The organism is Novipirellula galeiformis, from assembly GCF_007860095.1.
Classification (GTDB): Bacteria; Planctomycetota; Planctomycetia; order Pirellulales; family Pirellulaceae; genus Novipirellula; species Novipirellula galeiformis.
Map to the genome: position 1 here is coordinate 584,148 of NZ_SJPT01000003.1, position 14,893 is coordinate 599,040.

A 14,893-nucleotide genomic window follows, 5' to 3' on the forward strand; every position below is an offset into this window, starting at 1 on the left:
AAACGGGTGGCAAGACATCTCACCCGCAAACAACGTCAGGAGCCGCGACGTCGCGTCAGCGCCAAAACGCCGAACGCGATCATCCGGCTAGGCACCGACGACAAACGAATTCCTGTGGAAACGGGCCGACGATTTACAAAGACGATGCAAGCACACGAGCGACGTCGTGACTTGCATCGGTCCCCAGCCCCACAGGGCACGTTTTTTTAAGCGATCCCTTAGCGAGCCACTGCGAGGTTTTGCTTCTTCAGCCCATCGATGTATTGATGAGCGATGTTCAAGACTTCGCGATTGTAGAAGTAGTCACGATAGATCTCTTGGGCTCCCACTTCCGCCTCGAGCTCTTTCTCTTCTTCTTCTTTCTGAGCGTCTAGCTCTTTACGACGAGCCATAAACTCGTCTTCCTTCAAGGAGATCGAGGCTTGCTCCTTTTGACGAACATACAACTCGATCCGCTGGAGCAACTCCGTGAACTCTTTATCTTGGGCGATTCGGCCCATCGAGTCGCTTCGCAATTGGCCGATCAAATCGGCTGGGACCATATTGTAGTTATCATGCTTTGCAGGCTTAACGCGGTCGTTTGGCAGGGCGAATTTCAAGTCACCTTCCGCCACATCCATTTTCGCTGTGATGCTTGGCAACACGATGTCCGCTGCAACGCCGGCCAACTGAGTGCTTTCGCCATCGGGCAGGTAGAATTGTTGCAAGGTGACCTTCAGCGCACCGTAGTTTTCACGGTTGTTGCGGAACAATTGTTGTCCCAGGTCCATCAAGGTTTGGACGGTGCCTTTGCCATGAGAGGTAGGATCACCGACGACGATACCGCGATGGTAATCCTTGATCGCCCCGGCGAAAATTTCGCTCGCACTGGCGCTAAATTTACTGGTCATTACGACGAGCGGCCCGTCCCACGCGGTGCCACGATCTTCGTCATCGTATTGTTGCACCGAGCCGTCCGCGTTCTTGACTTGCACGACCGGACCGCGATCGATGAACAATCCGGTCAAGTTGATCGCTTCAGTCAGACTTCCGCCCCCGTTGGTGCTGAGGTCAAGGACGATCCCATCGATTCCTTGAGCTTTGAAGTCGTCGATGATTCGCAACACGTCACGCGTGCTGCTGCGGAAATCTCGTTTGTTGTTCTTCGCGCCTTCCATATCCATGTAAAAACTAGGAAGCGTGATGTAACCGATCTTTCGCGTCTGCTCAGGGGCGCCGGGGATTTGATGCTCGATGACCTTGCCGCGTGCCGCAGACTCGTCGAGCTCGATCCGGGCTCGCACGATTTGATGGATTTCGACATTTCCAGCGCCGCCGGGTCTGACCCCCAAACGCACGATGCTGCCAGCTTTTCCGCGGATCAAACCGACCACGTCGTTTAATGGCATTTCGACGATGTCGACCATTGGCCCTTCGGCGTCTTGCCCCACCGAGACGATCACGTCGTCGGGTTTGAGCTTGCCATGCTTGGCGGCGGCTCCACCAGGAATCACGCGTGAGACAACGGTGTTGCCATCTTTCTCTCGCAATTGAGCACCGATTCCATCAAGGCTCAATCGCATGATCATGTCGAATTCGTCCAGCGAGTTGGGCGACATGTAAGTCGAGTGAGGATCGTATGCGGTGGTCACCGAAGTGAGGTACATTTCCAACAACGCGTCGCTATTGGTATCGCGCCAACGACGATCGTAGCGAAGGTAGCGTCGACGCAGCAAATCGCGTGCTTCGTCCCCCTCCTTGCCTTCGTCCTTCAAATCCAACAGAGCGTACTTGATCTGGCGACGCCAGCGGTCCTGGGATTCGGTGGCGTCCTTGGCGTACGTGGTCGCTTCAGGATCGATGATGATTTGTTCGTCTTTCTCGAAGTCGAATTCGCCGTCCAACAATTCAAGTGCAACGGTAACTCGCTGGTCGACTCGCTCAATGAAACGTCCGAAGACCTCGTAAGCGAACGACAAGTCGCCCGCTTGGACCATGTCGTCGATCCTCAAAGCATTGCGTTGGAATTGATCAATGTCGCTTTGCAAGAAGTACAACTTCATGGGGTCGAGCGACTTGAGGAACAAGTTCAGCGACCGCTGGCTGATGGTGTCGTTTAATCGTTGGCTGGAAATATGATTTCGGGGCATCAATGTCGCGATCAAGCGAGCGACCATGCTGTCCTTGGGCGTCGGCGTCGCAAGCTTCAACGGGCCGAGATTGACCGTCGCCGCCCCCTCCTTGATCGCTTGCACCGCAGGAGCCTCGGTCACCGCTTGTGCAAAGGACACTTCCGCAGCGAGGACCACAACAAGCAACGCCGAACACGACTTCAACCACGTCGAGAAGCGGGGCGTATGTTTCGCACGACGAGGATGATGGGCATCCACGCTGCTTTCACTCAATGCGCTGAAGCCGCTCACAGTGCGGTAGGCGGTAGAAAAACGGCAATCCATAGTGGTTTCCTGAGGAAGTTATCTGTTGCGTGTTTCGACTTGCGAAAACGTGGATAGCGGCTGGACGCTCCCGGGACAGGATATCGCGCCCGTCAAGAGCCGCTAATGTCGCCCAAAACGTTTGGCTCGAGTCGCAGAGTGATCCTAGGAAAGAGCGCGACTTCGGGCAACGTCGGTTTTCTCGCCTATTTTACCCGGTCGGCTTGCATTTGCGGGCGCTGCGGGGCAAGAATCCTTCAAGATTGGGGCGTTACCAGCTCCTTGAGGAGAAGGCTGTGTTGCTCCCATACCCCGTAATCGTTAGCAAATTGGCCTCCATCCTGCTCTGCGCCAGGAGGCTGCGTCCCAGCCGGAAACGCAGCGTCGTCCTCCCCCCTGGTGTGTGCTCGCCGCAGCGGAGAATCCAATATTCCAAATGGCCTCGGGGGGCGCTGCTCCGCCAATGGCCGGGAAACCGCAATCAATGGGAGCTTTTACCAGAAAGACGCAGCCGTCCGCCCCAAGCAGGGTGGGACTATCTACCAACCACTGGGACTAACGACCTACCACAATGCATCCCAATGAGGGATGACGGCTCCGGTGATTTGCCATAGCGTCTCGCCCGATCATCAAATAAACGTAGCCTCAAACGATGCACGCGAGAGAGCAAGGCAGCCCTAATGGCTCACACGAACGCGAGTGGGGGGGCTCAGTCCTTGTACTGAACTTTGCCCGTGCCGCCGGTAATCCGTCCGATCGGTTGGCATTGAATCCCGCACTCTTCCATCTGAGCTTGAATGCTAGCCGCATAAAAATCACTGACCACGGCGATCATCCCGATTCCCATATTGAAAATACGCCGCATTTCGGCCGTTTCAATACCGCCCGTTTTTTGCAGCCAATTGAAGATCGGGTGTGGTTCCCAGCTCGTCGGATCGATCTCGGCGTCGACATTTTTTGGCAAAATACGGTCGAGATTCTCTTCGATTCCGCCCCCTGTGATGTGGGCCAAACCATGCAAGACCTGCTTCACTCGGTAATGCGTCTGGATTTTCCGAATCGCCTGTGTGTAGATCCGAGTGGGATTCAAACAGACATCGGCGAGCGTTTGGCCATTGAACGCGTCGGGCGTCGCGTCCCAGCCGAAGCCCGCATCGGTGATGACCTTCCGAACCAGGCTGAATCCGTTGCTGTGCAGCCCGGTCGAGGCGAGTCCGAGCACCACGTCTCCTTCGGCGATTTGTTTTCCGTCAATCAATTTTTTACGATCGACGACCCCGACGGCAAATCCAGCCAAATCGTAGTCTTCGGTCGAATACATGTCGGGCATGATTGCGGTTTCGCCCCCCAACAATGCGAGATCACCCTCGACACATCCGTCGCTGATGCCTTGCACGATTTGCTCTAAACGAGCCGGATCGTCGCGTCCCATCGCCACATAATCGAGGAAAAACAGCGGTTCGCCGCCGGTGCAGAGCAGGTCGTTGACGCACATTGCGACCAAATCGATCCCCACCGTGCTGTGCCGCCCCGTCTGCTGAGCAATCTTCAACTTGGTGCCGACGCCATCGGTGCCGCTAACCAAAATGGGCTCCTGATAATTGCGAGCAAACAATTTGCCGGCAAAATCGAGTCGGAATAAGCCCGCGAAGCCTCCGTCACTGGGAATCACTCGAGGACTAAAGGTGCGATGCATCAAGCGGGGCAGTCGCCGCATCGATTCGGCGTAGACATCGAGATCAACGCCAGCGTCTTTGTAGGTTGCAGCCATCAGTTTGGGATAAAATTCGGTTTGGCGGACTGGATAGTTTGGCAGACTAGATAGCGGTGGAGCGGCCGAGTTCACTTCGGTCTGTGCACATCATGACGCCCCGAAGCCAAACTTGGTAGCGGTGGGGTGTTTCTCGTAGCTGACGCTCCAATCGCTCCTCCGAACGGTGCGGTGCTCCGACAATCCCTCCCTTTTTCCCCCCCGCGGCTTGGCTGGCCCCAAGGTTTGACAGGCCCCCACAGTTTGGCTGGCCCCCGCGGCTCGGGTGGGCCCACGTTTTTGGCTGGCCCGACGGATTGGCAAAATTCCCGTCTACCGCCGAAGTCGCTCGATTTGATACAGACCATCCAATCGTCCCATTGCGCAGGCAAGTCGACATGGCCCCCAGCCCTTCAGAGGGGCGGCGTTGTGGGCCATCTTTCGCCATTCAATCCACCGGCCAGCTTGATTCCACTATTTCCCAGCCGACTGACACGCTACATCCTGATTGAGATCTTGAAGATCTTTATCGTGGCGTTGATCGCATTGACGCTGATGATCTTGATGATCGGCGTTGGACGCGAGTTGTTGCGGCGTGGATTAGGGGTGGTTGCGATCGTTCAATTGCTGCCGTTCATCGTCCCGATCTCGTTGCAATTCGCGTTTCCTGCGACGGCCCTGTTTTCGGTTTGCTGTGTCTACGGGCGAATGGCGGCCGACGGTGAGGTTTCGACGGTAAAGGCCTCTGGGATTTCACCACTAAAATTGTTACAGCCCGCGCTGATTTTTGCGGCCTTGTTAAGTCCGGTGGCGGTGGGCGTTTCGGATCTCGCGGTGTCCTGGGGACGACCGGGGATGAACCGGGTCGTATTGATGTCGGTCGAGGACATTGCCTACCGCGTCTTGCGGGCTCAGCATTCGTTCACGTCGGATCATGGTTTTTCGATTCACGTTCGTGATGTCGAGGGGCAAACGTTAGTGCATCCGACCGTCACGGTTCACAACCATGGCAGCGAAGGTCCGATGAAATTGACGGCTCGCGAAGGTCGACTTCAACTCGACGCGGAAACGTACAACCTGATTTTGCATGTGACCGATAGTCAAGTGGAATCGGGGAACGGCATCCAAGGCATCGTTCCGGGGGAGACCGAGTTTAAAATCCCCTTAGCGGCGGCGATGATGGAAAAGGGCTCTGACGAACTATCGCCGAGTTGGTTGTCACTCGGCGTCATCCGCAGTGAGCGACTGCAACAAGACGCAAGGACGCATGCGGCTGCGGGCCAGTTGGCCGCTCACGTTGGCTTTTCCATTCTGACCTCGCGGCCCGAAGAAATTGCTGGGGGCATGGGCATGCACATCGAAAGCTTAGTGCGAAACAGCCACCATCGGTTGACACGACTTCACGTAGAACCTTGGCGTCGTTGGGCCGAGGGTTTCACTTGCTTCTTTTTCGTCTTCGTCGGTGCACCGCTGGCGATGATTGCGCGCACAAGCGATTACTGGACCACGTTCGGAATCTGTTTCTTGCCGATCCTGTTGGTTTACTACCCCTTGTTCATCTTTGGGCTCGAACAAGCCAAGGATGCGACGATTCCACCCTACGGCGTCTGGATTGGCAACGCGGTCTTAGCCATGATTGGGACGGCATTGATTGCCCGTGTCCGCCGCTACTAAGCACATCGGCAATCAGGGCGAATGCTGGGCTAGCGCATTTTCATCTTTGATGTAGCTACCGTCGCGTTCGCGGTGGACCACGTTCTGGCGAACGCAGCTACTTTTCATTTCGGTCTAGCCGCTCGAGCGGTGCAAGGATCTGCTGCTTGCACAATGCTTGGAACTGATACCGTCGGCATGATCCACAGGATGACTTGCAATTGATGCGGGAATTCAACGGGATCATCTCAATTGAAAGCTAGCTTTGCTGGGGCGACCACGGTTCTCGGAACCGTGTTTTTGACAAGAGTCTAGCAATTAAACGCAGGATTTAAGATGTCGTCGAGAGAGTTTGTCGACCATTACGAAGTGTTGGAAGTCAGCCCCAATGCCAGTTTCGCAACCGTCGAGCGTGTCTTTCGCTACTTAGCGAAAAAGCATCACCCCGACCTTACCGCGGACAGCGACCCGAATCTTTTCACCAAGCTTGTCGAAGCCTTTGAAACGCTGCGGGATCCTCATTCACGTGCCGCCTACGATCGCTCGTATGAACGAGAGAAGCAAGCACAAGCCCAGCTCGTTGGCAGTGCGAATGCTGCGGGCGACGATTGCATCGAGCGTTACAAGTTATTGTCGGTGATGTACGCCCAACGCAAACGAAATTTCAAGAAACCAGGCATCGGTTTGGGTACCTTGGAAAACATGGTTCCATTTCCACCGGAAACGGTTGCCTTCCACCTTTGGTACTTTCGCGAAAAAGGCTGGATTGGTCGGGAAGAGAGCGGCCAGCTTTCGATCTCGGCAGCAGGGGTTGATCAAATTGAATCGATGAACCAAGCCGCCGTGACTTCACATTTGCGTTTGGAGCATAGCCCCGAACGCATTTCGGTCATGCAATCAGCGTGAGACGGCGGGGCCTGAGGGGCTACAGGAAATTGCCAGTCGTGTGTGGATTCGTTTCCGAGCGGAGCGTCAGCGCCGCCCCTGCTTTGGAGTCCTTGATTTTCAATCTCATTCAAACATGAGGTTGCGGTCGTTCGAAGCCCCATGAGGCGGCCATCGCATCCGCCGCTTCTTCGATGTCCGTGATCTCACCCCAACCGCCATTGCGAAGATAGGCATGAGCAAATTCGTGCGCGATCACGTACCATGCAAACGGTTCCGGTGCATCGGCAAGCTTTAGTCGAAGCACGACACAGCGACTGGTATCTCCAGTATGTCCGGGCGGGGGCATCAAAAACGACCACCCCACGCCGGGCTTGTAATTATCGATCGTGACCTGGAAACGGTGGTCATTTAGAAAATCTTGCTGCACCTCGGCGGGCAATCGCTCGAGCACATAAATCACCCGTCGCTGCAAACGGGGGTGTTCCGTAAAGGGGGCAAGGTAGGCGGCGAAACGCATGAATCAATCGGTCTTCGTTTTGAACCCATGACGGCAGATTGGAGCATTGCGTACGCTGCAAGCTAAAACGCCATTCTATCACAGGCTTGCAATAACCGAATAGGATCTCCCCCCGCCACATCCTCGGTCGCCCCTTGGTGCACAGGAGGTCACGTGGTTTTATCAGCCACAACTGCTTCCCCCGCCCAGCGGGCGCTGAAAGGACTGATTTTGCACGTCCTCACTCTAACACTCCGAACCCCACCGCGCGGCTTGCAGTCGAGGCAACCGTTGCTTTCGTAGTCGATCGCTCGCAACCTCTCCTCAAACAAGCCGATGTAAGGAGAATGCTCCAGCGTCAGACGTTTCCTACGTTCCCGGTGGAAAGAAATACATGTATGAGCGGCTGAACACGATCCGTCCTTTCGCGATGTTCACGTCAGTGGCATATTTGAGTTGTCCGTCGATATGCTCCTGCGTGAAATGCGTTTCCGCATCCGCCGGCGACCGAAATTGATTTTCCTCGGTGCGGTTCGCAATGATAACGGTCCCTTCCCCGAATGCGGAAAACTCGCTGCGGCAAGACATACGGAAAATGGAACCGTCCGCCGGCATAGGTTCTCCGAAGCCAAGCTATGTTAATCGCACAATCAACGCCAGTTTGTCTTCGCACAACGGGATTACCGCAGTGGTCGGCACGCCCCTCTTTTTTCAATGCAGATGCTGGTGGCGTAGGTTGAAGTACGTTACGTCTCGAATCGTCATCGGAAAGAGAAGGAAGAACGAATCGTTGGAAATGGACCTCGAAAAAGTCGTAGCAAAACGGGACAAAACTCTTCAATGACTGGGCGATACCCCAGTCCCGTTCTTCATTACGTGAGTAGCGTCCCGATGGCTTTCGCTGAAATCGGCAGGTCGCTAGTCGCCATGAGGCGGTCCATTTCATCCATCCACGATGGCAAGAAAAAACGTTTCTCTAAAAATCCTGCACACGGGATCTTTAGCAAGATCCACTACGCCAACAACTCTTTGACGACGTGATGCGCTTCGACGCCGGTCAGTTTGACATTCAAACCGCGAAAATTAACACTGAGCCGTTGATGATCGAGGCCTAAGCAGTGCAGGATCGTGGCTTGGATGTCGTGCACGTGCACCGGCCGCTCGGTAATGTTGAACCCAAGTTCATCGGTCGCGCCGAGCGTGACTCCTGGTTTGATGCCGCCTCCGGAAAACCACATGGTGAACGCTTGCGGGTGATGGTCACGCCCCATGCTTCGCCCCAACGCGGCACTCGATTCGACCATCGGAGTTCGTCCAAACTCGCCGCCCCAAACGACGAGCGTCTCGTCCAACAATCCCCGCTGTTTCAAATCCTGGATCAACGCGGCGCATCCTTGATCGGTCGCGGCACATTGCGACGTCAAACCGCCCGCCACGTTGCTATGATGATCCCATCCCGAGTGGTAAACCTGGATAAAACGAACGCCCCGCTCCGCCAGACGGCGGGCGAGTAGGCAATGGTTGGCAAACGATTTCGACGCATTGCCCGGCTCGGCACCATACATCGCAAGTGTCTCGGCCGACTCGCTTTGAAAATCCATCAACTCAGGAGCTCGCGTTTGCATTCGATACGCCATCTCGTACGAACGGATCCTGGTTTCGATCTCGGGATCGAACACCACCGATTGGCGTTTCTGATTCATCTTACGAATCAGATCGAGCGAGTCACGCTGCGCCTGCGTGTCGAAACCGGCTGGATTGGTGACATTCAAAATCGGGTCACCCGACTCACGAAAGGGAACACCCTGATGTGAGCTTGGCAAAAACCCACTGCTCCACATCGCCGCCCCGCCACTCAGGCTGCCGCCACTCTTTAAAACCACAAACGAGGGCAGATCGTTTGCTTCGCTGCCAAGTCCATAGCTCAACCAAGCTCCCATGCTCGGTCGCCCCGGCAGTTGATTGCCGGTGTTGAATAACAGCTGCGCCGGCGCGTGATTAAACAAATCGGTCGTGCAAGATTTCACCAACGAAATGTCATCAACGACTTTGGACAAGAATGGTAAACGATCCGAAAGCTCGACTCCGCTCTCGCCATACTTGGCAAACGGGAACTGCGGCCCCAGCACGGCCGCATCGGGTTGGATGAACGCGTAACGTTGATTGCCGATCACCGAGGGTGGGATCGGTTGCCCGGCAAGCTCCGCAAGCTTGGGCTTGTTGTCAAACAGATCAAGCTGGCTGGGTGCGCCGGCCATAAACAAAAAGATCACCCGCTTTGCTTTGGCGGGAAAGTGAGTCGGCCGCACGGCACTGGATTGCGACTGGACGTCTGGCCCCGCAAATGCATCACTCGCTCCGCCCGCGATCAGCGACGCGAGTGCCATTTTGCCCAGTCCGACACCACAATCTTGGAAAAAGTGGCGGCGGGTTGGATCCGGTAGTAAGGGATTATTCATGGCTTTTACCATTTGAGGCCGAGCGGTATTGTGGCTCGAAAAAAGGGACCCAATGATCGATCAGGGCCGCGTGACGGCTTCGTCTAAGTTCATGATCACACGGGCGACCATCGACCAAGCGGCGATGTCGGAGGTGGCGTTTTTGTCACCACCAATCTCGGACGCAACAAGACGTCCCGCATCAAGACGTTGCTTTTGGGCGTCGAAGTACGCGGTTAACAACTCCACTTCGTCGGTCGTGGGAGGCCGCGTCAGTATTTGTCGAAACATCGATGTTGCGATCTCCGCAGGCGAATCACTTCCAACTTCGCTGGCGTGTTTCGCTACCGTCCGATTCGCCAACGCCCGGGCCATCTCTAAATACATCTCATCATTCAAAACCGTCAATGCTTGCAGCGGAGTGTTGCTGCGGTTGCGTTGCGGAATACATTCTTCGCCAGTCGGCGCATCAAAAACAGTGTAGGCCGCAAACGCCGCGGTTCGCTTTTTGAACGTATAGATCGAACGGCGAAAACGATCGGCGTCCTTAGCGGTGTTCCATTCAAAATTGCCATACGCCAACCCTGTCACACTCGGAGGTTGCGGCGGAAACACGCCTGGACCGTACATTTTTTCCGACAGCAATCCCGATCCCCGCAGCATCATGTCGCGAACCGTTTCTCCGTTGACTCGGTAACGCGCACCACGGGCAAGCAGCCGGTTATCGGGATCCCTTTGAACAAGGGCCGCGGTCCCTTTGGAATCTTGGCGATAGGTGTCGCTCATCACAATCAACCTGTGCAACCCTTTGATGGACCAACCGTTTTCAATGAGTTGGACGCTCAACCAATCGAGCAATTCAGGATGCGTGGGCGGTTCGGATTGGACGCCAAAGTCATCATTGGATCGCACCAAGCCAGCGCCGAACAACGACCGCCAAGCTCGGTTGACAGTCACCCGGGCGACCAAAGGATTGACGTCACTGACGAGCCAGCGGGCCAACTCGAGTCGATTTTCCGGCGAGTGGTCCTCGTCGTCGACGAAAACACTCAGCATCCCCGGACGCACCTGTTCCCGTGGACTGAGGTACTCGCCGCGATGGTGACGAAACGTGGGTCGAGGATGGTCCGCCGGACGCTCTTGCATCACCAACGTCGTCGTAGGCTCTGGCATCTTCGCTCGTAATGCATCGATCGGTTTGCGTGCCTCGGCCAATAGCGGAGTCGTTCGTAGGAACTCTCGCCGCAGCATCTCACTTTGCTCCTTATCGTCCTCCGACGAGGCGAGAATCGTTTCGGCGGCCTCGGACAATTGGCTCGCAACCGCCCCTGGCTTACGGGTGATCGCAAAGCGAAAACGACCTAGACTGGCGACATAATGGCGTTCAAAAAGCAACCGGATGCGAAGATCGCCGGGCGTTTCAATGGGCTGTTGCAGGTTCATCACCAACTGCAACCGCTCGCCTTTGTGGTTCCCGGGTTGCCAGCCCGTCGATCCATCCCCGTCGAAAACGTTATCGGCACGAACTTTAGGATCGCCGTCGTTGGTCATATTGTAGGTGTGCGAGACCTCGCCGAAACTCAACGGGTCATTGCCGAGCGTCGCATTCAATTCGCTCACGAAGAAATCGCCCTTGCGACCTTCGTAGAACGCCAAACCGGGGCCTCGCTCGGGTAACCGATCGTCCGTCAGTGCTTCGAGCCGAATGGCGGTGATCGGCAAATCGCTTTGCTGAATCGCAAACGTCAACTCGTACTGGTCACGCTTGGTGGCATCACCGCTGGCGAAAACACTGCCGTCATCGAGTGGCTCGAGTCGCGGCAAGTTGGATTTCATCTCGGTCGGCGTGATCACTTGCCATGGCGTCGCGACCGATTCTTGACGGCGGATCCATTTGGCGAATTCACGTTCGAAAGTCGCTGATTTATCTTCGCCGACCGGAAAGGCGTCCGCCAACTGGGATTCGAGCCGCTCAATTTGAGCAAGCGTTTCACTTCGCTGTTGTTCTCGTTTGGGATCAGGGATCGCAAAGTCGGGTTCGTCGGCATTGTTCAACAGCGCCATCAACCGAAAGTAATCGGTGTGCGTGATCGGATCGAACTTGTGCGTATGGCACTGCGCACAACCGGTGGTCAAACCGAGCCAGACGATGCCGGTCGTTGCCACGCGATCGACCATGGCGAGGTAACGATACTCAAGCGGGTCGATACCGCCTTCTTCATTGAGCATCGTGTTGCGGTGGAACCCGGTCGCAATCAAATCATCAGGATTTTTGCCTGGCAATCGATCGCCAGCCAGCTGCGCGATCGAAAACTCGTCGTAGGGCATGTCCTCGTTGATCGCCCGGATCACCCAATCGCGATAAGGCCAAATCGAGCGCTCGCGATCTTTCTCGTAGCCATTGGTGTCGGCGTAACGAGCGAGATCCAACCAAGGCAGCGCCCAGTGTTCACCATAGCGAGGTGATTGCAGAAGTTCGTCGACGAGTGCTTCGTAGGCATGCGGATCGTTGGAGGCCACGAACGCATCGGCTTGTTCTGGCGTCGGCGGCAATCCGATCAAGTCGATGTACAAGCGGCGGACCAGCGTCATCGGGTCGGCCTCGGGCGAAGGCGAAATCCCTTCACGATTCAATTGGTCCAGTACAAACGCGTCGATCGCGTTTCTTCCCCAATCGGGTTGCGAAACGGTCGTCACGCCACGCCGCGATGGCACGGTGGGCCGCGTCGGCGGGGTAAAGGCCCAGTGCTTGTCGTACTTCGCTCCGCTTTGAACCCAATCGCGAAGCAGCTTTTTCTGTTCGGGCTTTAGCGTCCCTGCGTGCGGCGGTGGCATGACCTCGTCTTCGTCCGAAGAGAACAACCGCCGCACCAATTCGCTGGCGTCCGGATCGCCGGGTTGGATCACCCCGTGTTCGATTGCGGCTTCGTCGATATCGAGTCGCAAATCGGCTTCGCGATGCACTTCGTCGGGTCCGTGACAGGCAAAACATTGCGAAGCCAGCACGGGACGGACGTCTCGATTGAACGAGAGTTCATCCTCCGCGTTCAAACGAGCCGGGGCACTAAAGGCGCTGCTAACCAGGACCAGCAGGACGCCGTGAATCAGGTGCGGAGAGGGTGGGTGCGTCATGCATGTATGATAGTCGATGCCAAACGGCGCGTCGCCCTGAGGCGGTCTGGCCAGACGGGTACCGATCGCCCAATGCCATCGACTTTGTTTTTTTGTAGCGGTGCGGCGCATTCCGTCTGGCCTATTTCGAACATTTGACTCGCAACCGCCGGGCGGCGTACGCCGTACCGCCTCGCGGCGTCGCTCGCATTGGCCGCTCGCCAGCAAGCAGGGCGATTTGGTATCCTTGCAGTTACCTTCAAAGTGTCACTCCAATTTCCCCGCATTCTGTTGAGCTTTCGCATTGTCTACCACGGAATCCACCCCCCACGTGATTGACGAAGATCCTGGATTGGTCGTCGGTGGCCACCAATTGAAAAGCCGCTTGATCGTGGGCACCGGCCGCTACGACTCGATGCCACAAATGCGGGATTCGCTAATGGCCTCGGGCAGCGATTGCGTAACGGTGGCCGTTCGACGCGAGAAGCTTTACGATCGCATGGGTCAAAACATTCTCGATTTCCTCGATCTCGACCGGTATATCTTGCTCCCCAACACGGCCGGTTGCTACACCGCAAAGGATGCAATTCGGGCTGCAAAACTGGGGCGTGAAATCCTGCGATCTCTGGATAATGCGGGTTCCGATTGGGTCAAATTGGAAGTGCTCGGCGACAGCAAAACGTTGTTGCCGGATCCTTCGCAAACGCTGGCCGCGTGTGAGGAATTGACCAAAGAAGGATTCAAAGTCCTCTGCTACACGAGCGATTGCCCGGTCACGGCCCAGCGGTTGAAAGCGGTCGGGGCGGCCAGTGTGATGCCGGCGGGCAGTCCGATCGGCAGCGGCCAAGGACTGCTCAATCCGAACAACTTGCGAATCATCTTGGAATATTTAAAGGAAGACGATCCCGATTATCCCGTGATCATCGACGCGGGGGTGGGAACGGCAAGCGATGTTAGCGAAGCGTTCGAGTTGGGAGCCGACGGCGTGTTGTTGAACACGGCCATCGCGCATGCACGCGATCCGATTCGCATGGCTCGAGCAATGAAGCATGCCTCGCTCGCAGGTCGTGACGCTTATTTGTCAGGCCGCATTCCGAAGCGACTTTACGGCACCGCCAGCAGTCCCGAAGAAGGTGTCATTAGCACGCGTCCCTACGGATCCGCCCCGCTGAGCGGTAAGTAAGCGGAAACGTCCGTCTTGCGTAGGCCGGCTACGTATTTACCCTCCCGTGTGCGGGAGGGTCGGACGTGATAGCGGCCGGGGAGGGTCGATTGCACTGTGTTTGCACGATCCACTTCTAACACACACCGAGACCCCACCCAGAGCTTGTTGCCGCTCGCTTGTACCTCCCCAAAACAAGTTTCGGGGGAGGTGAAGTCCGCATGCGTGCAATGTCGCCCGCCGGATCTGGTCGTTGGTTTCCTCACGTTTCTCGCTGGCGATTACCGTGAAGTGTCAATCAACTCGTGCAATCGCGGGTCCAACAACGTGTCGGCGATCAAGATCACTTCGCCGAACGATTGACCTTGGGTGTGCTCGCTCGGCACGGCGACGGTTTGAGCTCCCGCGGCGATCGCCGCGGTACACCCATTGCCGCTGTCCTCGAGAACCAGCATGTTCGACCCGGCGATTTGCATTTTCTCAGCCGCCGTCAAGTACATCTCGGGGTGCGGTTTGCCATGAACGACATCATCGCCGGTCAACACAAAGGCAAGTTGATTCGCCCAGTCGAATTTCGGCAAAATCACATCGACAAATTTTCGCCGGCTACTCGTCGCTAGCCCAAACGGCAACCCCGATTTCTGTAGCGCGTCCATCCATTGGCTCAACCCAGGCATCGGGCGAAGTTGGTCGGCTAACAACACGCCATACAGCTCGTCGGATTCCTCGAGCAAGGCTGCGGGGGAATCCGTAAGTTGGTGCATCTCGATCATTTGCTCGACCGCCGAAACCCCGATCCGCCCCATCATGCGAGCTTGCAGCTCATTGCTGTAGCGATAGCCCCGCCGCTGCAGTAACGTATCGCCAACTTGCCAGTACAATCGTTCGGTATCAACCAGCAAGCCATCCATGTCCAGCGCTACTCCGCGAACCGGTTTTCGCGTCGCTGGCGGTGGGTTGTTTCGCGACTCGGAGCCCATG

At 56.2% G+C, this 14,893-nt stretch carries 10 protein-coding genes; 3 read left to right on the forward strand and 7 right to left on the reverse strand.

Annotation, left to right across the window (positions count from 1 at the left end):
* Positions 1-218: 218 nt before the first annotated feature.
* Complete coding sequence (locus Pla52o_RS10070; protein ID WP_231612227.1) at positions 219-2,435, reverse strand: carboxy terminal-processing peptidase; 2,217 nt, start codon at positions 2,433-2,435, stop codon at positions 219-221.
* 688 nt (positions 2,436-3,123) lie between these two features.
* On the reverse strand, positions 3,124-4,185 hold the full coding sequence (gene purM / locus Pla52o_RS10075; RefSeq protein ID WP_146594468.1) for a phosphoribosylformylglycinamidine cyclo-ligase: 1,062 nt from the start codon (positions 4,183-4,185) through the stop codon (positions 3,124-3,126).
* Between the two features lie 444 nt (positions 4,186-4,629).
* Between purM and Pla52o_RS10080 the strand changes: the two genes are divergently transcribed.
* Together Pla52o_RS10080 and Pla52o_RS10085 are read left to right on the forward strand one after the other, a co-directional pair.
* Positions 4,630-5,838 carry an LptF/LptG family permease gene (locus tag Pla52o_RS10080; protein ID WP_231612228.1) on the forward strand — a complete coding sequence of 403 codons (1,209 nt, stop codon included), beginning with the start codon at positions 4,630-4,632 and terminating at the stop codon, positions 5,836-5,838.
* Between the two features lie 315 nt (positions 5,839-6,153).
* On the forward strand, positions 6,154-6,723 hold the full coding sequence (locus Pla52o_RS10085; protein WP_146594469.1) for a J domain-containing protein: 570 nt from the start codon (positions 6,154-6,156) through the stop codon (positions 6,721-6,723).
* 109 nt (positions 6,724-6,832) lie between these two features.
* On the opposite strand, the gene Pla52o_RS10090 is transcribed toward Pla52o_RS10085, so the two are convergent.
* From Pla52o_RS10090 to Pla52o_RS10105, 4 genes are all read right to left on the reverse strand, one after another.
* A complete protein-coding gene (locus Pla52o_RS10090; RefSeq protein ID WP_146594470.1) occupies positions 6,833-7,222 on the reverse strand; it encodes a hypothetical protein in 390 nt (129 codons plus the stop codon).
* 348 nt (positions 7,223-7,570) lie between these two features.
* On the reverse strand, positions 7,571-7,816 hold the full coding sequence (locus Pla52o_RS10095) for a hypothetical protein (protein ID WP_146594471.1): 246 nt from the start codon (positions 7,814-7,816) through the stop codon (positions 7,571-7,573).
* A 398-nt stretch (positions 7,817-8,214) separates the two neighbouring features.
* A complete protein-coding gene (locus tag Pla52o_RS10100) occupies positions 8,215-9,660 on the reverse strand; it encodes a DUF1501 domain-containing protein (protein ID WP_146594472.1) in 1,446 nt (481 codons plus the stop codon).
* Between the two features lie 60 nt (positions 9,661-9,720).
* Positions 9,721-12,771: a PSD1 and planctomycete cytochrome C domain-containing protein gene (locus Pla52o_RS10105; protein ID WP_197169136.1), complete on the reverse strand. Its 3,051-nt coding sequence runs from the start codon at positions 12,769-12,771 to the stop codon at positions 9,721-9,723.
* A 283-nt stretch (positions 12,772-13,054) separates the two neighbouring features.
* On the opposite strand from Pla52o_RS10105, the gene Pla52o_RS10110 reads away from it, so the two are divergent.
* A complete protein-coding gene (locus tag Pla52o_RS10110; RefSeq protein WP_390620847.1) occupies positions 13,055-13,933 on the forward strand; it encodes a thiazole synthase in 879 nt (292 codons plus the stop codon).
* Positions 13,934-14,193: 260 nt separating this feature from the next.
* On the opposite strand, the gene Pla52o_RS10115 is transcribed toward Pla52o_RS10110, so the two are convergent.
* On the reverse strand, positions 14,194-14,892 hold the full coding sequence (locus Pla52o_RS10115) for an HAD family hydrolase (RefSeq protein ID WP_146594666.1): 699 nt from the start codon (positions 14,890-14,892) through the stop codon (positions 14,194-14,196).
* Position 14,893 lies beyond the last annotated feature (1 nt).